Origin of the sequence: Enhygromyxa salina, from assembly GCF_002994635.1 — a bacterium.
GTDB lineage: Bacteria > Myxococcota_A > Polyangia > Nannocystales > Nannocystaceae > Plesiocystis > Plesiocystis salina_B.
In genome coordinates this window covers 98,536-117,274 of sequence record NZ_PVNL01000069.1, presented here as the reverse complement: position 1 = coordinate 117,274, position 18,739 = coordinate 98,536, and the positions used below count along the sequence as shown (strand labels likewise).

Genomic DNA, 18,739 nt, shown 5'->3' with positions numbered 1-18,739 from the left:
GAACCGCCCGAGTGCCCTCATAGCCGCCTACCCCGACGGCGTGCCGACGTTGCTGAGCGCGTAGCCGGTCATGTCGGAGTACGTGTACGCCCCGACCAGCCCGTTGTAGGTCCAAAATTGCCCAGTCTCCGGGTCAATCTTGCTGGCCGTGTTCCCATACGCCACCGTCCACACATACCCTTCGAAGTCGATGCTGACCCCGTAGGATCCGCCCGCGTTCCACATCTTCTCGACCAACAGCGTGTCGCGGTTGACCCCGACGACCCCCTGTCCGCCGGTCGACATCCACAGCAGGCCGTCCTCGGCCGCGTCGGCCATGCACCCGGTGTAGCCGCCGACGCTCGCGGTCTGGAAGGTCTCGTCCGCGGGATCGAAGCGCGCGACCGTGCTGCTGCACAGCCACACGTAGCCCTCGGAGTCGACGGTCATGCCATACCACGAGCCGTTGTTGGGCGTGTCCCAGATGTCGTAGCTCATGTCGTCGCGGTTGACCCGGACCAGGCGACCGCTGCTGCCCAGCTGCGAGCCCCAGAAGTCACCGTTGCCATCGACGGCGCCGCCGTAGATCCCGTAGAAGCTGGCGGTCAGGCCGTTGCCGCCGGTCGGGATCGCGACCATCTCCTTGGTCGAGCCGTCGTCGCCGTCGAGCACGTAGACGTCGATCGTGCCGTTGTTGTTGGTGCCGGAGGTCCACAGCTCCTCGTCGTCCCACACGCAGCCGCCCTCGTTGAAGGTGCCCGCGCCCCAGGCGACCGGACGCTGGGACTGGTAGTTCATCGGCGTGTGCCAGGCCACGCACTCTTCTTGGCCCCACGGCAGGAACTGGTTGCTGTTCGACGTCTGGATGCCGGGCATCCCGTTGGTGTCCTCGCAGTAGTCCTCGCGGGCATAGATCTTGGTGACGCCGCCGCTGCGGTTGGCCACGGCGACGTGGCCCGAGAGGCTGACGGAGGTGCGCGAGGGCGAGCCGTTGCTGTCGGGCCGGACGATGTAGCGGCCGACCTCGGTCACGGTCTTGGTGTCGATCTTGGAGATCGTTCCCTGGGTGCTGTTGGCTGCCCACAGGAACGAGAAGTCGGGGTCGCTGCCGTTGCCGCCACCTTGGCCGCAGTTGAACGCGGAGTCCGGGAGCGTGCCGAGGTCCCACTTGGGGTTGTTCTCGCCGGTCGTGGTCGGATCACCGTCACCATCGCCGGGGTCGCCGTCACCGTCGCCCGTGTTGGTGTCGCCGTCTCCGTCGCCGGGAGTCGTCGAGTTGCTCGAAGAGTTGCTGTCGTTGCCGTCCGCGCTGGTGGTCCCGTCGGCCGAGGTCGGGACGCCGTCCATGCCCGCGCTCCCGTCACTCTGGCTATCGTCACCGCAGCCGCTCAGCGCCAAACCCAACCCAATCATCCAAGTAGTCGCCGTCTTGTGCATCGTTGAATCCTCGACTCATCGTAGTGCGAACGACCGGCTCGACTCAAATTTGGAGTCGTGCCCGCCCGGTGGTTGGGCGGGGGGTTTGGGGCGCACCTGCGCGCTCCGAAATCACACCGGATCCGCGCACACGCCGACGTTCTCGAGCCCGGGGACATCGGAGTCGAGGTCGATGCACGCGTTCCCCATGTCGCACACGTCGGGCTCGGTCACGTCGCAGTAACGGGTGCAGCAGTTGAACAGCCCGGTGCACCCCAGCACCTCGCTGGCGGGCACGCAGGCCAGGCCCACGGCGCAGTCATTGGCGAGCAGGCAGCCGTCGTACTCGAGCTTGGGTGTGGACGACGCAGGCGGCATGCACAGGAACGATGGCGCGAGCGCGCCCTCGGGCAGGCACGACCAACCGGGCCGGCCCTTGCCCGCGCAGTCCTGGATGAGCGGATCGCAGCGGGCCATGCACAGCGGCACGGTCTCGGCTTGCTCGATCATCTCGAAGAAGGCCTTGCAGATCTCTTGAGGCGGGCAGCTGTCGGCGTTGCCAGCCTCACAGAACACCTGGCAGTAGCCCTCGAGCTCGTCGAGGCTGTCGACCACGCACATGGTCCCCTCGGGGCAGTTGTCGAGGCAGCTGCCGTCGTAGTCCTGGACCTCGCAGCGATCGCCCAGCGACACGGGCGAGCCGGACAGCGCGCAACACTTGGTCGAGTCGGGGATTCGATCGGGCTTCTCGGACCACGGCATGCACTTGAGCATCGGGTCCATGCAGTCGTTGGCCGCGTACAGCTGACACTCGCCACCGGTGTTGCCGTCGTCACCGTCTCCGTCACCGTCTCCGTCGCCGTCTCCGTCCCCGTCGCCCGCGTGGGTCTCGGATCCGGTCGCGTTCGACGACTCGCCGCTGTGCTCGGCGACGCCTTCGTCGGCGTCAGGCGTGCCACAGGCGAGCGCCCACACACACGCGAACACAGCCAACAACCGCGACGACCAGGTCCAGCCTCGTGCGCACATGCGGGTACGACGCTACCAAAGTTGGCGTCAAACTACACGCTCGCGCACGCTCGCGGCCGAGTCGCGACTAACTGGATTCGGGAGCGGCGACCGACGCGCCCACGGGATCGGCGGCGACCTGTGACTGGTGGGCCTGAAGCCGGGCTTGAACCTGGGCCAGCCGCTGTTGGATGGCTTCGCTCTGCTCGTAGACCAGCTCGCTGGAGGCGGCCATGGGCAAGACGTGCCTGGGTTGGGTGTCGACACCCGCGAAGGCCTCCGCGGGCGGTGTCCTGGCGCCGAAGCGATCGCGCAGCGCCGTGATCCGAGCCTGCGCCGTGATGATCTGATCACCGAGACCGACGGCACGCACCGCGACCCCGAGCTCGTTCCAGCGGTGCGACTCGATGTTGGTCCCCAGCCAGGCGGCAGCCTTGGCCAGCGCGAGGTTGTGCCGGTCGGCCGTGACCACCGCGACCGGCAGATCGAGCTCGCGCATCAGCCGGGTCACCCGGCGCCACTGCTGATGCGAGGGCTGCGTCGCCCCCCACGAGCACAGCATGACCGCCGCGACACCTGGACGACCGATCGCCTCCATCCACTCGTCCCACAGCTCGTCGCTGAACTCGACCTCCTCTTCCAGGTAGGTGATCAGGCAGCGACTCACCATCAACCAACGAAGCTCGCGCTTACCCTCGAACGAGACTTTGGTGGCCATACGGACACCTTACTGTCCTTTGGGACAAGTTCCAATACCAATCAGGATCTTTTTATAATACTGCAATGATTCCAGTGTGGTGTTGTGGGACATTTCCATTGCGCACTGCTCAGACATCGTTTGAACTCGGTTAGACTCCGCGGGTGCAGACTCGACGCGCGCTCCTGCGGCTGGCGGCTTTGGCGTCGCTGCTCGCGTGCGCGGATTCGGACGGCACCGAGCAGGCCGAGCACGATGGCTCGAGCGCGAGCTCGGACACGCAGATTACAACGGAGAGCGAGAGTGACACCGACACCGACACCGACACCGACACCACGACGGAGACGGGCACGGGCACCGATGAGCTCCCACCTGCGCCAACCCTGAGCAGCCCCAGCGACGGCGCGACCCAGCTCCCGATCGAGACCGAGCTGTGCTGGAACCTGGTCGACGATCCCGAGGGCGAGCCGCTGCGCTACCGCGTGTTCATCGACGACACCGTGCTCACGCAGGGCGTGCTCGAGCCCGAGGCCGGCTACGAGGGTCCGTGCGTGGGTCCGCTGCTGTTCGCGCTCGAGCGCAGCTACGTGTGGCAGGTCGAGGCCTTCGAGCTCGACGACCCGACGCGCAGCTCACCCAAGAGCGAAGCGTGGACCTTCTCGACGATCGGCGACGGGCTCAGCGAGACCGTGTTCGTGGATCCCTTCGACGAGGATCTCGGCTGGGCGGTGTCGGGCGACGCGAGCTCCGGCGCGTGGGTCCGCGGCGATCCCCGAGAGGCGCTGAACGACGGCGAGCGCTCGCAACCTGGCGTGTGCGCAGGCGGGACCAGCTGCACCTTCACCGGCCAAAACCCGGATGGGCTGGCGGACCAAGCTGACGTGTCGGGGGGCGCGACGATCCTGACCTCGCCGGCCTTTGATCTGAGCGGCGCCGCGACGGCGAGCGTGCGGCTGCAGCGGTTCTTCTACAAGTCCGAGCTGCTGTCGGGCCCGGCCCTGAAGGTCGAGCTGCTGGTCCCAAACGACGCCGCCCCCGACGGCTACGACGCCCATGATCTCGAGCTGCTCGAGACCGCGACGACCGAGCTGGCGCTCAACGCCTGGAGCCCGCGGGAGTACGTCGCGTGTGGGCTGCCGATGGCCGCGGGTTCGCGCCTGCGGATCACCGCGACCGACTCGGGCGCGGGGATCCTCGAGGCGGCGATCGACTCGGTCTCGGTCCATGCCTACGACGATCCAAGCGTCTGCGCGGCCGCGCTGGGCGGGGCGTGTGATCCGACGCTGGCCAACCCGTGCCCCGGTGAGCTGCTGTGCTGCTCGCAGGGGGCCGTCAACGTCGGCGTGCATCGCTGCGAGCAGCCGGTCGCGGGGCTCGACTTCGACAACCCGCCGCCGACCCCGGCCGACCCTGGCACCGGTCCGCTCGGCTGCGACGCACCCGATCTGATCGTCGACCCGACCTTCATCGAGCCGCTGTTCACCGACATCTTCATCACCGACGCCACCTGTGAGCTGCTGGAGGGCTGCGTGGGCTCGACCGGCTGGCGCACGGTCATGCTGTTCACCCTCGCAACCCCCAACATCGGCTCGACCGACATGGCGCTGGGTGTCCCCGCCAACCTGCCCGATCTGTTCCACTACAGCGCGTGTCACGACCACTACCACTTCGATGAATTTGCGCGCTACGAGCTGCTCGACGGCGACACCGTCGTGGCGACCGGGCACAAGCAGGCGTTTTGCTTGCTCGATCAGAACAGCTGGGCCTGGCCGTTCGAGCTGCCCAAATTCGACTGCGCGAACCAGGGCGTGAGCCGCGGGTTCACCGACGTCTACGAGGCGGGGCTGCCGTGTCAGTGGGTCGACGTGACCGACACGCCTCCGGGTAATTATATGCTGCGCGCGACCCTCAACCAGCCCCGCCCGGCCCACGCGCAGCCCACCCTCAACGAGCGCGACTACACCAACAACACCCTCGAGTTCCCGGTCGTGATCCCCGACTAGGGACGACCCAACTTCAAAACAACCAGATGCGAACACACACCAAAGAAACCCAAGCCACCGTCACCCCCGCCAAGGCGCTCGCGTTCTTGCGCGAGGGCAATGAGCGGTTCACCAACAACCTCCGCGCCCACCGCGACTTGCTCGAGCAGGTCAACCAAACCAGCGAAGGCCAGTTCCCCTTCGCGGTGATCTTGAGCTGCATCGACAGCCGCACCTCGACCGAGCTGATCTTCGATCAGGGCCTCGGCGACGTGTTCAGCGTGCGGCTCGCCGGCAACGTCGTGAACGACGACGTGCTAGGCTCGATGGAGTTCGCGTGCCGCTACGCCGGCTCGAAGCTCGTCGTGATCCTTGGCCACACCGCGTGTGGGGCGATCAAGGGCGCGTGTGACGATGTCCAGCTCGGGCACCTCTCCACGCTGCTCAACAAGATTCAGCCGGCCGTCTACCACGAGCAAGAGACCAAGGAGAACCGAACGTCGAGCAACACGACCTTCGTCCGCAACGTCACGGATCTGCAGGTCCGCCGCTCGGTCGAGATGGTCATCGAGAACAGCGTCGTGCTGCGCTCGATGATCGAGGCTGGTGAGGTCGGGCTCATCGGCGCGCGCTACTCCGTGGAGGACGGCAGCGTGGAGTTCTTCGACGACACGTATATGTGCGGCGAGGTCAAGCACGTGTTCCTGGACTTCCCCGTGGCTGCGCGCGGGTGACCCTGCGCGGCTGATCCTGTGAGGTGGGGCCCGCTGCGTCACTCGACCGGCAAGAACGCCAGGTCGCGCAGCGGGAACCCGCCGTGATTGACATATGCCCACGCGTCCAGCACCTCCGAGGTGCCGCGCTCGTAGTAGCGCAGGCCGGCATAGACGCCGTTGCCGAACACGATCTCGGCGGGGACGCCGGTCGGCGACTCGACGTGGGCGGACCAGCTCTGGCCGTCGACGCTGGTGCTGACGCCGTCGAGGTAGGTGATCACGAAGCGATCGCGCGTGAAGCTGACCGCGCCATAGTTCGCGCCGCCAGCCCCACACGACTCCCAGCTCCCGCCGTCTGCGCTGCGCAGGCACTGGTTGGGACCCACGGCCACGAACACCTCGCCGTTGGACGCGACCGAGCTCAGGTAGTCGCCGTCGTCGCCAGAGTAGACGGGGGCCTCGAAGCTCAGGCCGTTGTCGCTGCTGCGATGCACGTACGCGACCTTGGGCGCGTCGTAGGCGTCCTTGTGGCTGCCGACCAGCACGAAGGTGCCGCCGTGGCCGGCGACGCCGAACGCCGTGGTGTCGCTGTGGTGCTCGGCGTAGACCCGCGTCCAGGTCGCCCCGCCGTCGTCGCTGCGCAGCACGTGGGTCTGGTGGCCGGCCGCGATGAACACCCCGTCCGCGAAGCCGACCGCGTCGAGCTTGCGCTCGTCGAGGCCCTCGAGCCCGCCGACCAGGTCCTCGTCCCAGGTCTCGCCGTCGACGCTGCGCATGATCATCGCGTTGCCGTTCCACTGGGCGCCGCCGCCACCCACCGCGATCACCACGCCATCCCCGACCGCGACGGCGCGAAGGATGTCTTCTTCGCCGGTCTCGGCCTGGGTGTCGACGACGCCGCTGCCGATGATCTCGGTCCAGCTCAGCGCGTCGTTCGAGCTGGCCCGGCGGCCACCGTCACCCACGGCCACGAACACGCCTTGCGGACCGGGGTCGCCGGTCTCGCCGCTGTCGGGATCGCTGGTGGTGTCGTCGCCGTCGCCGTCGCCGTCGCCGTCGCCGTCGCCGGTTGGGTCCTCGCTGCCCTCGGTCTGCCCGTCTGCGGTCTCGCCCACGGTGTCGCTCTCGTCCGCGAGCTCGGCCCCGCCATCGTCCCCGCCGCACGCGAGGATCGAGCAGGCCGCGATCACCAGCGCCGCGTAGCCGTAGCCATGCGCATGCAACCCACGCATCAGCCGTACAGCCTGGTCATGGGACCGGTCAGACCGATCTCGACGGTGTCGCCACCCGGGAACGTGCCCGTGATGCTCTTGCGCCCGAAGTGGTTTTGCTCGCCGCCCATGGCCTGGATCACCGAGACCAGCAGCGGGTTGTAGGGCTGACCCACGAGGCCCTCGGGGTACCAGGCCTGCCCCTGCGGGACCGGGCGCGGCGTGGTCTGACCGAAGCGCAGGTACCGACCGGTCGCGAAGGGGGTGTTCTTGCCGGCGATCATGACCACGGGCACCTGATCGTGGGTGTGGCCGCCGGTCGCGAGCTCGCTAATCCACAAGATGATCGTGTTGTCCATCACCGTGCCCCCGTCCTCGGGGATCGCGGCCAGCTTGTCGGCCATCAGCGCGACCTGCCCGGCGTGCGCGGCCCCCTGCGCCGTGACCACGTCGACCTTGTCCTGACCCGCCCCCGGCGCGGACTGGTGCGCGAAGTCGTGGTGATAGTCGCCGGCCCCACCGAGCATCGAGATCGGCGGCACGTCGGTCTGAAAGCTGACGATCCGGCTGATCCGGCATGACAGCGCGGCGCTGGCGAGATCGAGCATCGCCGGCAGCCGATAGCCGTACATCTCGGGCGTCCACTCCCAGCCGCCGTTCCAGGGCTCGAGGATCGGCTCGTCGCAGACCAGGTTCTCGAGGGCCTCGACGCGATTTTGGAGATCCGCGATCAGCTCGCGATGCAGCTCGAGCTTGGTCTGATCCTCGCTCGACAGCCGCGGCATCAGCTGCTCGTACTGGGCCGCGGCCCGAGCCAGCACGTCGGTGCGCGCGGCCGCGACGGGGTCGCCCTGGGTGTCCGGGAACAAGGTTGCGAACGCGGCCGCGGGATCGACCACGTGCGGGACCTTGATCGCGCTGCCCTGCGGATCGAGCCCGTAGTGCATCTGGTGAAAGGTGCCGTCCCACGGGCGGATCCCGTACTCGAGCGACGCGAGATCGGTGAGCGAGGGATCTTCGGCCCGCACGATCTGCTTGATGACCTGATCAAACGACGGCGTGAGCGCGTGACTCTTGACCTCGTCGTAGGTCTCGCGCGCGTAGTTGCCCGTCATCGCGGTCATCCAGCCCTTGGCGTGGCCGTCGCCGTAGGGGTCGGACATCGCGGTCAGGTAGGCCAGCCCGTCGAGCACGATCATCTTGTCGCGGTGGGCGTGGAGCGGCGCGAGGATCGGGCTGAACTCGGCCTGGCTGAGGTTGCCGAGACCAAACTCGAAGTCGAGCTGATCCGACGCGGGCGAGTTGGGCAGGCGCATCTTCCAGCTGTCGTAGTAGACGCCGTGCTCGTGGAAGAACACGACGAGCCGACACGGCGGCCCGTCGTTGGGCCCGGCGTGGCTGTCACGCGAGATGCTGGGCAAGAACAGCGACGCGCCGCCAACCCCTGCGGCCTGCAGGAACTGTCGGCGACGCAGCGCGGTCGACTTGGTCGACTTGGTCGACTGGGGGGAGGACGGGGCCGAGCGGCGGCGGGAGCGGATGTCAGCGTGTTTGATCTTCATGGTCGTGAGCTCCTGTCGCTCAGTTAGGTGCCGCGTAGCTGCTAAACCGGGGGTGGGTGACGATCGCCACCATCAACTCGGTGATCGAGAAGTCGGCGTCGGCGAAGCTCCCCTCGGTCTGCGGCAAGATGTCGGGGGTCAGCAGCACGCGGCCGCCACCGTAGGCGAAGCGCAGCCACTTCTTGGACACGCAGCGGTGCACGTCCGAGCGCTGCGCGAGCTGGCTCATCATCTCGGGCGCGCCGTTGAACATCGCCTCTTGAAAGTGGCCCGAGGCGTCGACCGGGTTGCCGTTGTCCTGGTCACGCCAGGCCCCGAGCGTGTCGTAGTGCTCGAACGCGAAGCCGACCGGGTTGATGATCTCGTGGCAGAACTGGCACTCGTCGGCGGCGGTCAGAGCCTCGTAGGCCTCGCGGTTGGTCTGCCCGTCGGGCGCCTCGGGGATCATCATGGCCTCGGCGACCGGCGGCGGGGCGCCGAGCGGCCAGCACAGCACGTCCTTGAGGCTGTAGACCCCGCGCAGCACGGGCGAAGGGTTGAGCGGGTGCCCGTGCCCGGCCAAGAACGCGACCTGGGTCATGAACCCGGCGCGCTGGGTCGGGTCGAGCTCGACCTCCGCCCAGACCCCCGGCTCGGGCGGCGCGACCCCGTAGATCGCCGCGAGCCGCTCGTCGACGAAGGTCCGATTCGAGGTCAGGAGATCGTCGAGCGTCCCGTCCTCGTCGAAGATCACGTGCTCGATGAAGCGCAGCGACTCCTCTTTGGCCGAGGCCCGCATCTGGTCGTCGAAGTTGTGCTCGGGCAGCTTCGAGACCGTGTCGATCCGTCCGAGGTCGAACCATTGCTCGTGGAAGTGCAAGAACGCGTCCTTGGCCCGATCGTCGGCGAGCATCCGCCGGGCCTGGGCCTCGAGCTGCGCGGGGGTCGAGAGCGCCCCGTCGTCGGCGGCGGCCAGCAGGGTCTCGTCGGGCATCGAGCTCCACAGGAAGTAGGACATGCGCGAGGCCACCTCGTGCTCGCCCAGCGGCGCGAACTCTCCGGCGGCGGGCAGCTCCTCGCCCTCGGCCGGGAGCTCGAGTCGATACAGAAACTGCGGGCTCTGCAAGAACAGCTGCAGCGTCAGCTCGGCACCGACGCGCATGTCGGCGCTGCCGGGTGACTCGAGAAAGAACGCCATGAAGTCGGCGCGCTCGGCCGCGGTCAGCGGGCGGCGGAACGCGCGGCGGCCAAACTCGTCGACGAACAGCTGCGCGCAGCTCTCACCCTCGGCCGGATCGCAGCCGAGCAGCGTGGGGAGGTCTTCGGTCGCGAGCTTGGCGATCGCGCGCGCGTTGTTGTCGTACTGCTCGATCAACAGGCCCGACGGCACCAGCGCCTCGCCGTCGTTGTCGAACCCCTCGGAGCTGGGGTCGGCGGTCATGTCGAACACCGGGACCTCGATGTGCGGGAACAGATCGCGCAGCGTGTTCTGATACTCGAAGTGACTCAGACGCCGCGCGGGCAGCTTCATCCCCGCGTCGGGGACCTCGCCGTCGCCGTCGCCCGAGTCGCTGGCGTCGCCGTCGCCGTCGCCGTCGCCCGTGGTGCCATCCTCGGCCTGCGTGTCGGTCACGGGGTCATCGCCCCCGCACGCGATCATCGCGAGGCTCACGCAACACGCCACGGTCACCCCGTGTAAATGCAGACCAGCTCGTGGCTTCATGTGACAGATGGTAGTGCGATAGGGCCCGCAATAGCGCGCGATCTTACGTTTGCCCAATTACCCCGAGAACATGCGACGACGTCTGGGGCCCATGACACCCAGAGTCAACTCGCGCGGTCCCGACCCCGAGCAGCGACGCGATAAAATCAGTCCCGGTGGGGGTCGAATCCATGGTCGCAGCGCTCCTGGCCGATCGGCATGGATCTCTGCTACATGCCCGCGATGGCCCCCCAGCTCCCTTCGCGAGCACGCGTCGTCGTCATCGGCGGCGGCGTGATCGGCACCTCCGTCGCCTACCACCTCGCGCACATGGGCGAGCGTGACGTGGTGCTGCTCGAGCGTGATCGCCTGACCTCGGGCACGACCTGGCACGCGGCTGGCCTGATGGTCTGCTTCGGCTCGACCTCCGAGACCTCGACAAAGATGCGCCTGTACACCCGTGACCTGTACTCGCGGCTGGAGGCCGAGACCGGGCAGAGCACCGGGTTCGCGCCGATCGGGTTCATCGAGGTCGCGGGTGATCGGGACCGCCTCGAGGAGTACCGCCGGGTCTCGGCCTTCAACCGCCACTGCGGCGTCGAGGTCCACGAGATCTCGCCGGCCGAGGTCAAAGATCGATTCCCGCTCGCCGATACGCGCGACATCCTGGCTGGCTTTTATGTCGAAGGTGACGGGCGCGTGAACCCGGTCGACGTGACGATGGCCCTGGCCAAGGGCGCGCGCATGCAAGGCGCGAAGGTGCTCGAGGGGGTGGCGGTGACCGGCGTGACCCAAAAGCGCGGCGTGGTCACCGGGGTCGACACCGATCACGGCCACATCGAGGCCGAGGTCGTGGTCAACTGCGCAGGCATGTGGGCCCGGCAGCTGGCCGCGCGCTCGGGCGTGAACGTGCCGCTGCAGTCGGCCGAGCACTACTACTTGATCACCGAGCCGATCCCCGAGCTGTCGTCGAGCTGGCCCGTGCTCGAAGACCCGGGCTCGTACGGGTACTTTCGTGAAGAGGGCGGCGGCCTGATGATCGGCCTGTTCGAGCCAGTCTGCGCGCCGTGGAAGGTGGGCGGCGTGCCCGAGGACTTCTCGTTTGGGACCCTGGCGCCCGACTGGGATCGCATGAGCCCCTACCTCGAAAAGGCCATGAGCCGCGTCCCCGTCGCGCTCGACACGGGCGTCAAGCTGTTCTTCTGCGGGCCCGAGAGCTTCACCCCCGACCTCGCGCCGATCGTGGGCGAGGCCCCGGAGCTGAAGAACTACTTCGTCGCCGCGGGGCTCAACTCGATCGGGATCCTGACCGGCGGCGGGCTCGGCCGCGTGCTCGCCCACTGGATCTCGACTGGGCGGCCCGACGTCGACGTCACGTACATGAACATCGACCGGCTGCACGGCTACCAGGCCAACCCCGAGTATCGAGCGACGCGCACGGTCGAGTCGCTGGGCATGGTCTACCAGTGTCACTACCCCACCCGCTCGATGCAGACCGCGCGCGGGGCCAAGACCTCCGCGTTCTACGAGCGGCTGGTCGCGCAGGGGGCCTACTTTCGGGATGTCTCGGGCTGGGAGGGCGCCGACTGGTACGCGGGCGCGGGCCAGCAGCCAGATCCGGGCCCGCTGTCGTGGGGGCGACCGAGCTGGTTTGGTAACTGGGCGCAAGAGCACGCGGCCGCGCGCGAGGGCGTGGTCGTGATGGACATGTCGTTCATGGCCAAATTCCTGGTCCAGGGCCGCGACGCCGGGCCAGCGCTCGAGCGGCTCAGCGCCAACAAGGTCGACGGCAAGGCCGGGCGGATCACCTACACGCAGTGGCTCAACCACGACGGCAAGCTCGAGGCTGATCTGACGGTCACCAAGCTCGACGCCGAGCGGTTCTTGGTCGTCGCCTCGGACACCGCCCATCGCCACGTCCACACGTGGATGCAGCGGCAGTTTCCGGCTGACGCCCACGCGTTCGTGACCGACGTGACGTCTGGCTATGCGCAGCTCAATGTTCAGGGGCCGCGCTCGCGCGAGCTGATGCAGGCGGTCACGACCCATGATCTCTCGAATGAGGCGTTTGGGTTTCGCAGCGTCGCCGAGCTCGACATTGGGTTTGCGCGAGTGATCTGCGTGCGGATCACCTATTTGGGCGAGCTTGGATACGAGCTGTACATTCCGACCGAGCAGGCCCTGCACGTCTATGATCGGATCGTCGCCGCGGGTGCTCCGCTCGGGCTGCGACATGCCGGGCTCAAGGCGCTATCGAGCCTGCGCATGGAGAAGGCCTACCGCGACTATGGCCACGACATCGACAACACCGACACCGTGCTCGAGGCCGGGCTCGGGTTCGCGGTGCGGCTCGACAAGCCAGGTGGGTTCATCGGCTGCGAGGCCGTGCGCGCGCAGAAACAGGCCGGGCCGCTGAGCAAGCAGCTCGTGCAGATCTTGATCGAGGATCCCGAGCCGCTGATGTTCCACGCAGAGCTGGTGCTGCGCGACGGCGTCGAGGTCGGGTACATCCGCGCGGCGTCGTACGGGCACACGCTCGGCGGGGCGGTGGGGTTGGCGATGATCGAGGCTGAAGGGGTCGCGCTCGATCAGGCGTACCTCGACGCGGGCAAGTGGGAGGTCGAGATCGCGGATCGTCGCTACCCGGCCCGGGCGTCGTTGGCCCCGCTGTATGATCCCCGGAACCTGCGCGTGAAGGCGTAGCGCGCGGCAGTAGCCTCAAGCTTGGCCGCTGATGAGCGCCTGGGCGAGCGGGGCGAGCACCCGGGCGCTCGCTTCGCCGTGCAGCTGGGCGCGCCGTCGGCCGCCGAGTACACCGTCGTCCGGCCGACCGAGATCGTTCGCGCTCCCGCTGGCTTCGCCGACCGAGGCGATGGTCCGGTCGAGCAGCGCGAGCGCCCACCGCCGATCGTCGGCATCGACCGAGGCATCACTGAGCAACCACTCGAGGCTCTGCCACGCGAGCTGTGCGTGGCGCAGCTCGTCGGCGGCGATCCGCTCGAGCACCTCGCGGACGGCCCCCTCGCGCGCTCGCTCGGCGGCGGCCATGGCCTCGGCGACGCCCAGCGTCTCGCCGACGCAGGCCTCGACGATCAACCCGTGCACGACCTCGCGCCAGCTGGCCTCGACCACCAGATCATGCAGATCCAGCCGCCCAGGTCCGATCGGCGCGCCACCGTAGGCAGACGCCAGGCCGTAGGCGAGCCGCGCGTGCTCGACCTCGTCGCGCGCGGCCTGCTTGCACGCGAGCAGCAGCCGAGCCGGCGCACCCAGGGCCAGCAGCTGACTGCCGAACCGAGCGAAGCTCGCGACCGAGGCGTGCTCCAGCGCGGCGATCTCTGCCCAGTGAGCGGCGAGCTGCGGATCCTCGGCGAGCGCGCAAACGCCCGGCGCGAGCTCGGCCCAGTCGGTTCGTTCGCACGGCGCGGCCGTGCATGGGTGGGCGTTGACGAGCAGCGGTCGCCCGATCGCGCAGCCGGAGTACTCGCAGGTCCAGGTCTCGTCGTAGTGCGGGAAGCAGCCCGCACCAGGGTCGCAGTCGTCGTGGGTATTGCAGGCATCGCTGGTCGTCCGGCACTCGGCGGTCTGGTTCCAGCCGCATCCGTCGTCGAACGCCCCGAGCCCGCACTCGCCACACTCCCCGCAGTCGCTGTTGATCGTGCAGCCCCCCGCGATGCAGGTTGGCCAGTTGGGGAGGCCTTCGAGCACGCCCGGTGGCACACACGCGCTGTCCTCGTCGCAGTCGCTGTCCGTCGCGCACGCCGAGACGCAGCCGCAGTAGGTGAACTCATCGCCCTCTAGGAACGAGGTCGCGCTGATGCACTTGCTGTACTCGCCCGGGCACTCCGCGTCGCTCGTGCAGTCGAGGACCTCCTCGGTCCCGAGGCAGCCGGGCGCGTCGATGGCCGGATCGAAGGTGCCGCCGCCGACCCGGTTGATGCGACCGTCGGCACACTCGACGACGCCCTCGGCGATCTCGACGCCCTCGCAGACGTCCTCGCACACGGGGCCATCTTCGCCCGTGCTCGTGTCGGTGTCGGTGCCCTCCGAACCACCGCTGGTGGTCGAGCCGGAGCCCATGCTCGTCGTCGTCTGGCCTTCTGCTCCGCCGTCTTCGACGTCGACGGCACACCCGGTCAAGCCGGCCAACAGGGACACTCGCAACCAGTCCAAGCGCTTCATGGTCCGGTTCTAACACGAACGCGGCGGTCCGGCGCAGGCCGACAGCAGGGTTAGTTTTCCTGTCCGCCATGGCCCGTGTGGCCGACACTGTCGCCACGACCTAGGTGGACGCCAAGGCTTGGCCACTGGTTGCCGAGCGCGGCGCCACCGGATCCGTGTGGGGTGCCACTGAGGCGGCAGCGACAACATGCACTCGTGGCTGCCCTGACCCCCTGGCCAGGTCCTGGTATGGTGCACGGAATGAGCGACGCTCGTCGGTTCTGGCAGGAGACTCATCACTGCTTCGACCCGTCGGAGCCAGTCACGATCGATCAATCTTGGCTCCACGCCGAACGCGACCCTCGCTACAACCCGATCGCCCAGATCGAGCGTCAGCTCCGGCACGTGAGCCAGGACCGCAGCCGGTTCCTGCTCACTGGTGCCGTCGGCAACGGCAAGACCTCCGAGCTCAACCACTTCGCTTCCAAGCTGACGCAGAGCCGCATCGTCGTGCTGGTGGACCTCTGGGAGCACGTTCAGAACAACGTCCGCGATCAGAACGCCCTCGATCGGCTGGAGATGTGGGAGCTGCTCGGTCTGATCGGCGTCGCGATCTACCGAGCGGGCGAAGACAGCCTGGGGCACCAGTGGAAGGACGAGCCAAAGCTGCTTCAGCGCGCGCTGGAGTCTCTGCGTGCGGCGGAGGGAAACGGTGACGGAGCCGAGATCGACCTCGTCAAGCTCGCGCGCGGCATGACCGTTGCGGCTGGCGGTGTGATGGGCGCGGTGCTCGGCGGGCCGGTCGGCGCCGCGGCCGGGGCGGCGATCGGCGAGACCGCGACCGAAGGTGGCACGGCGCTGGTCAAGGCGGTCGCGGACTCGAGTCGGTGGACCTGGAAGGTGGGTCTGCCGGGGACACGTCCCCGCGGAGACCAAGACGGCGAGCTGCGACAGGTCCTCAACGCCGTCAATCGCCTGATCATGAGTCTGCAGCACAGCTACGCGCGCCCGCTGCTGGTGGTCATCGACGGTCTGGACCGGATCCGCGACGAGGAACGGACCCGCGCGCTCTTCATCGACTCGTTGATGCTGAGCGAGCTCGATTGCGACGCGCTGATCACCGCGCCTGTGATGCTGATGCGGCGCCAAGGTCAGAGCGTGGATCACTTCATCGTGAAGGATCTGAACAACATCCCCGTGCTCGATCGAGACGCGCCAGCCTCACCAGGACCTGGCCTCGCGTTCTTCCGTGACCTCGTTGCCAGGCGGGTCGCGTGGATCGGCGAGACTCTCGCGAGCGCTGGTCTCACGCCGCCGCCAGCGCCGTTCCCGGTAGAGATCGTGGACCAGCTCGCGTACTACAGCGGCGGCCTCGCCCGAGAGTTCATCAATTTGGTTCGCCTCGCGGCGATCGAGTCGCTCGACCGTGGGGTCGAGCAGCTCGACCGCGACGTGCTTCAACGAACGCTCCGCGAGGCTCGGACGCATCGTGAGTACTACATGACCAAAGCGGAGATCGAGCTGCTCGAGAGGGTGATGCGCGATCCAGACCGCGAGCTACCGGGCGACGAGCTCGCGCTCACCCTCTTGCAGCAGCGGCGCCTGTTGGCCTATCCAAACGAGACGACATGGTACTACCCGCACCCCCTGCTGACCCTGGCGCTGCTGAAGCCCGAGCGTGGCTCGAAAAAGTAGTCGGGCAGCTCGAGCTCTCGCGGCGACAGATCCTGATCGGGCTTCGGGGCGCGGTTCCGAGTCAGCTCGGTCCGGTCGTGTGGGCGCTGTCCAAGCGCGAGCCTTGGGACGTCGAATTGAACGAGACGCCAGAGCCGCGAGAGCTGCTCGAGGTCTGCCTCCGGGCGCCGGAGCTCGCTTCGCTCGAGCCCGGCAGCCGGGTGCTGCTTCGTGTCCGTGCCGAAGACCTGGGCTGGCTCAACGTCTATCGGCCGATCTTCGCGGACAAGCAGCTGCGCGTCGTGCTCTGGATCGAGGAGGCCGTGCTAGACGGTCTCATGCGGCAGGCTGTGGACTTCTTCGACTGGGTCTCGCGGCTCATCCCGGTCCCCAGCAAGCCTGCGCCAGACTTCGCCGTTGCGGGTGTTCGGGCGGCGCTAGCGGCTGGCGTCGCGTTCTCCTGGCGTGGCGAGTGGCTCGAGGAGACGCTCCAGGCGAGCGGCGCGAAGCAGGATACCGTCAGGATCCAGGCCAGCCGCCCCTACCGCGAAATACTCGAGCGGCTGCGCGAACCGGGGCTGGTGATCGCTGCGGACATTCGAAGCGAGCGTGACGCGTGGCGAGTTCGGATGGCGCTCGCACACGTCGGGCGCGACGATGTTTGGGTGGCTGACAATCCTGAAGTCGAACTCCCGGGGATGTGGTCACTGCACGCCCGCCAGATCGACTGGGATACCGCGACGGCGCAGCTGACAGCGGCCGGCTGGCAGCGGCCGGCGTTGGTCGCCGCATGGTTGGAACTGGAGGCCGAGCGGGTCGAGGCGGCGCTCGAGCATCCCGACGGTCCCCCGCCAGACACCAGCGAGTGGGATCCACAGCAGCTCGCTATCGCTGAGGCGCCCGCCTTCGTCTTGCGGCAGCGAGCCGGGGACCCCACGGTCGTCGCTGCCCGAACAGCGCTGCAACTCGCACCACTGCCGATCCATGAGGCGGCCCGGGTGACGTGGTCCGCCGGTCGAGGTGTCGACACGAGCGCGGACCAACCAGCCAGCTGCCCGGCCGTGCTCGTGCGGCGTATTCGTATCCACGGCCCGACCGCAGGCGCGCCCACCGAAGCGCTGGTCGATGACGCACAGGTGCTGCAGTACGAAGATGTGGCGCTCGAGCTCGCGCTGGTCCGCGCGAGTCACAGCCAGGGAGTTCGCCCCGACCAACTCGTCGCGTGGCTGGCGACACGAGGAAGGACTCGGGACGCGATTGCCTGGTGCGAGCGTTGGATGGAGTCCGCTCGCCAGCAGGCAGACAATGACAACGTCTTATCGGCGTTGGGATGGGCGGGCGATCTTCACCTCAAAATCGGCGAGAGTGTGCGCGCCCAACGTTACTTCGAGGACGGCAAGGCGCTCGCAGAGCAGCTGCGCGCGAGCGACCCCGCGAGCAGGATCTCAGCGATGGCGTCCCGGTTTTCGGCTCGTCTTGGTGACATCTACCGCCTCGTTGGCGATACCCAGCGGGCGAGGGTGTGTCATGAGGAGAGCTTGGCTGTGCGCCAGCGACTGCTGGCGGCCGAGCCCGAGGACGCGCTCCTTCGAGCGGCGGTCGCGGACGCACACCAGCAGCTCGGTGACGTTTGTTACGCTCTCGGTGAATTTGACAGCGCGGCGCACCACCACAGCTCGAGCTTGGCGCTGCGAACCCAACTCGGGGATCCTCAACCCCACAGGGGGTTCTGGCACCAACGCGCGCTCGTCAACCTCGACCGAATCGCAGCAGTCCCGGCCCAGACGGGGCCGCGCGAGCAGGCGATCGCCTCGTATCAATCCATTTTGGCCAGGCAGGAGCGGCAAGTCGAATTCGATCCTTCTAACCTTGAAAGCCAGGCGAACCTCGCCGTGTTCAGCAACAGCCTCGGCAGCCTCCACTTCGAAGCGAAACAGTTCGAGGAGGCGAAGACCTTCCACGAGCAGGCGCTATACTGGCTATCCGGCCTCGTCCGCGCCGAGCCAGACCGGGTTGACCGGCTCGCGCACTTGTCCACGACTTACAACAAGCTCGGCGACGTCTATTTCTCAATCGGCGAGTCGGCACCCGCGCGCGCGTGCTACGAGCGGGCATTCGCTCAGCGCGAGGACCTCGTCAACCGAGAGCCCCGGCGTACCGACTTCGCCGACAAGCTCGCCGCATCCTACGCCAGGCTCGGCGACGTCCATCTCGCGACCGGCCGTGTCGAGCGTGCTCGTGAGCTCTTCAAGCTGAGCGTAGAAGTCACCGAGCCACTGGTCGACCGCGACCCGGACGACTATCAGCTGAAGCTCGGCCTGAGCGGGGGGTATCACCGCATGGCGCTCGTCGACGAGCCAAACGCCCTGACTTGGCTGAGTCGCGCGATTGAACGGGCCCGTGAGTGCGTCGAGCGAGCGCCCACGGCGGTCGCTGCCCGGCACCAGCTCGGCCTGGCGCTCTCGCAGCTTGGTAATTTGCTGCGCGCTGAAGGCGACGAAGCACGGGCCACCGCCGCCCTGCAGGAGGCGGCTGACCTGCTGGGCACGCTCGAGCCGCGGGTCACCCTCGAGTTCGGCGATCTGTCCTCGCGCTCGTAGGCAGTCCGCCCCCCCCATGCCCGCGCACGGCGTCTCCCGCGGGGCAACGCGA

12 protein-coding genes are annotated in these 18,739 nt (G+C 67.9%); 5 read left to right on the top strand and 7 right to left on the bottom strand.

Annotated features, from left to right (window positions below; all coding sequences use genetic code 11):
* Positions 1-27: 27 nt before the first annotated feature.
* The 3 genes from ENSA7_RS42300 to ENSA7_RS18245 all read right to left on the bottom strand — a co-directional run bounded on the left by ENSA7_RS42300 (position 28) and on the right by ENSA7_RS18245 (position 3,121).
* Complete coding sequence (locus tag ENSA7_RS42300) at positions 28-1,416, bottom strand: NHL repeat-containing protein (protein ID WP_146157830.1); 1,389 nt, start codon at positions 1,414-1,416, stop codon at positions 28-30.
* Between the two features lie 111 nt (positions 1,417-1,527).
* The gene (locus tag ENSA7_RS18250) at positions 1,528-2,424 is read right to left on the bottom strand and encodes a hypothetical protein (RefSeq protein WP_146157829.1); all 897 of its coding nucleotides are present in this window, start codon (positions 2,422-2,424) and stop codon (positions 1,528-1,530) included.
* 67 nt (positions 2,425-2,491) lie between these two features.
* The gene (locus ENSA7_RS18245) at positions 2,492-3,121 is read right to left on the bottom strand and encodes a hypothetical protein (protein WP_106090577.1); all 630 of its coding nucleotides are present in this window, start codon (positions 3,119-3,121) and stop codon (positions 2,492-2,494) included.
* Between the two features lie 143 nt (positions 3,122-3,264).
* Between ENSA7_RS18245 and ENSA7_RS18240 the strand changes: the two genes are divergently transcribed.
* Entirely contained in the window at positions 3,265-5,103 is a 1,839-nt protein-coding gene (locus tag ENSA7_RS18240) for a lysyl oxidase family protein (RefSeq protein WP_146157828.1), read from the top strand.
* 26 nt (positions 5,104-5,129) lie between these two features.
* Complete coding sequence (locus tag ENSA7_RS18235) at positions 5,130-5,816, top strand: carbonic anhydrase family protein (RefSeq protein ID WP_106090575.1); 687 nt, start codon at positions 5,130-5,132, stop codon at positions 5,814-5,816.
* A gap of 38 nt (positions 5,817-5,854) precedes the next feature.
* Here ENSA7_RS18235 and ENSA7_RS18230 read toward each other — a convergent pair whose 3' ends face one another.
* From ENSA7_RS18230 to ENSA7_RS18220, 3 genes are read right to left on the bottom strand one after another with little or no spacing between them, the layout of a single operon-like run.
* Positions 5,855-7,030: a sialidase family protein gene (locus tag ENSA7_RS18230; RefSeq protein ID WP_106090574.1), complete on the bottom strand. Its 1,176-nt coding sequence runs from the start codon at positions 7,028-7,030 to the stop codon at positions 5,855-5,857.
* Entirely contained in the window at positions 7,030-8,571 is a 1,542-nt protein-coding gene (locus ENSA7_RS18225; protein ID WP_106090573.1) for a DUF1552 domain-containing protein, read from the bottom strand. Before ENSA7_RS18225 ends, ENSA7_RS18230 begins: the two co-directional genes overlap by 1 nt.
* 19 nt (positions 8,572-8,590) lie before the next feature.
* Positions 8,591-10,273: a DUF1592 domain-containing protein gene (locus tag ENSA7_RS18220; RefSeq protein WP_106090572.1), complete on the bottom strand. Its 1,683-nt coding sequence runs from the start codon at positions 10,271-10,273 to the stop codon at positions 8,591-8,593.
* A 222-nt stretch (positions 10,274-10,495) separates the two neighbouring features.
* Between ENSA7_RS18220 and ENSA7_RS18215 the strand changes: the two genes are divergently transcribed.
* Positions 10,496-12,955 carry a GcvT family protein gene (locus tag ENSA7_RS18215; protein ID WP_244923840.1) on the top strand — a complete coding sequence of 820 codons (2,460 nt, stop codon included), beginning with the start codon at positions 10,496-10,498 and terminating at the stop codon, positions 12,953-12,955.
* Between the two features lie 15 nt (positions 12,956-12,970).
* Here ENSA7_RS18215 and ENSA7_RS18210 read toward each other — a convergent pair whose 3' ends face one another.
* Positions 12,971-14,434: a ferritin-like domain-containing protein gene (locus tag ENSA7_RS18210; RefSeq protein ID WP_106090571.1), complete on the bottom strand. Its 1,464-nt coding sequence runs from the start codon at positions 14,432-14,434 to the stop codon at positions 12,971-12,973.
* A gap of 240 nt (positions 14,435-14,674) precedes the next feature.
* On the opposite strand from ENSA7_RS18210, the gene ENSA7_RS18205 reads away from it, so the two are divergent.
* Positions 14,675-16,108 carry an AAA family ATPase gene (locus ENSA7_RS18205; protein WP_181233867.1) on the top strand — a complete coding sequence of 478 codons (1,434 nt, stop codon included), beginning with the start codon at positions 14,675-14,677 and terminating at the stop codon, positions 16,106-16,108.
* Complete coding sequence (locus ENSA7_RS18200) at positions 16,042-18,687, top strand: tetratricopeptide repeat protein (RefSeq protein ID WP_146157827.1); 2,646 nt, start codon at positions 16,042-16,044, stop codon at positions 18,685-18,687. The genes ENSA7_RS18205 and ENSA7_RS18200 overlap by 67 nt, the downstream gene beginning before the upstream one ends.
* Positions 18,688-18,739 lie beyond the last annotated feature (52 nt).

Excerpts from the sequence above, each read along its gene's own strand:
- ENSA7_RS42300 (WP_146157830.1), bottom strand. The coding sequence starts at position 1,416 with ATGCACAAGACGGCGACTACTTGGATGATTGGGTTGGGTTTGGCGCTG.
- ENSA7_RS18250 (WP_146157829.1), bottom strand. The coding sequence starts at position 2,424 with ATGTGCGCACGAGGCTGGACCTGGTCGTCGCGGTTGTTGGCTGTGTTC.
- ENSA7_RS18245 (WP_106090577.1), bottom strand. The coding sequence starts at position 3,121 with ATGGCCACCAAAGTCTCGTTCGAGGGTAAGCGCGAGCTTCGTTGGTTG.
- ENSA7_RS18235 (WP_106090575.1), top strand. The coding sequence starts at position 5,130 with ATGCGAACACACACCAAAGAAACCCAAGCCACCGTCACCCCCGCCAAG.
- ENSA7_RS18230 (WP_106090574.1), bottom strand. The coding sequence starts at position 7,030 with ATGCGTGGGTTGCATGCGCATGGCTACGGCTACGCGGCGCTGGTGATC.
- ENSA7_RS18225 (WP_106090573.1), bottom strand. The coding sequence starts at position 8,571 with ATGAAGATCAAACACGCTGACATCCGCTCCCGCCGCCGCTCGGCCCCG.
- ENSA7_RS18220 (WP_106090572.1), bottom strand. The coding sequence starts at position 10,273 with ATGAAGCCACGAGCTGGTCTGCATTTACACGGGGTGACCGTGGCGTGT.
- ENSA7_RS18215 (WP_244923840.1), top strand. The coding sequence starts at position 10,496 with ATGGCCCCCCAGCTCCCTTCGCGAGCACGCGTCGTCGTCATCGGCGGC.
- ENSA7_RS18210 (WP_106090571.1), bottom strand. The coding sequence starts at position 14,434 with ATGAAGCGCTTGGACTGGTTGCGAGTGTCCCTGTTGGCCGGCTTGACC.
- ENSA7_RS18205 (WP_181233867.1), top strand. The coding sequence starts at position 14,675 with ATGAGCGACGCTCGTCGGTTCTGGCAGGAGACTCATCACTGCTTCGAC.
- ENSA7_RS18200 (WP_146157827.1), top strand. The coding sequence starts at position 16,042 with ATGGTACTACCCGCACCCCCTGCTGACCCTGGCGCTGCTGAAGCCCGA.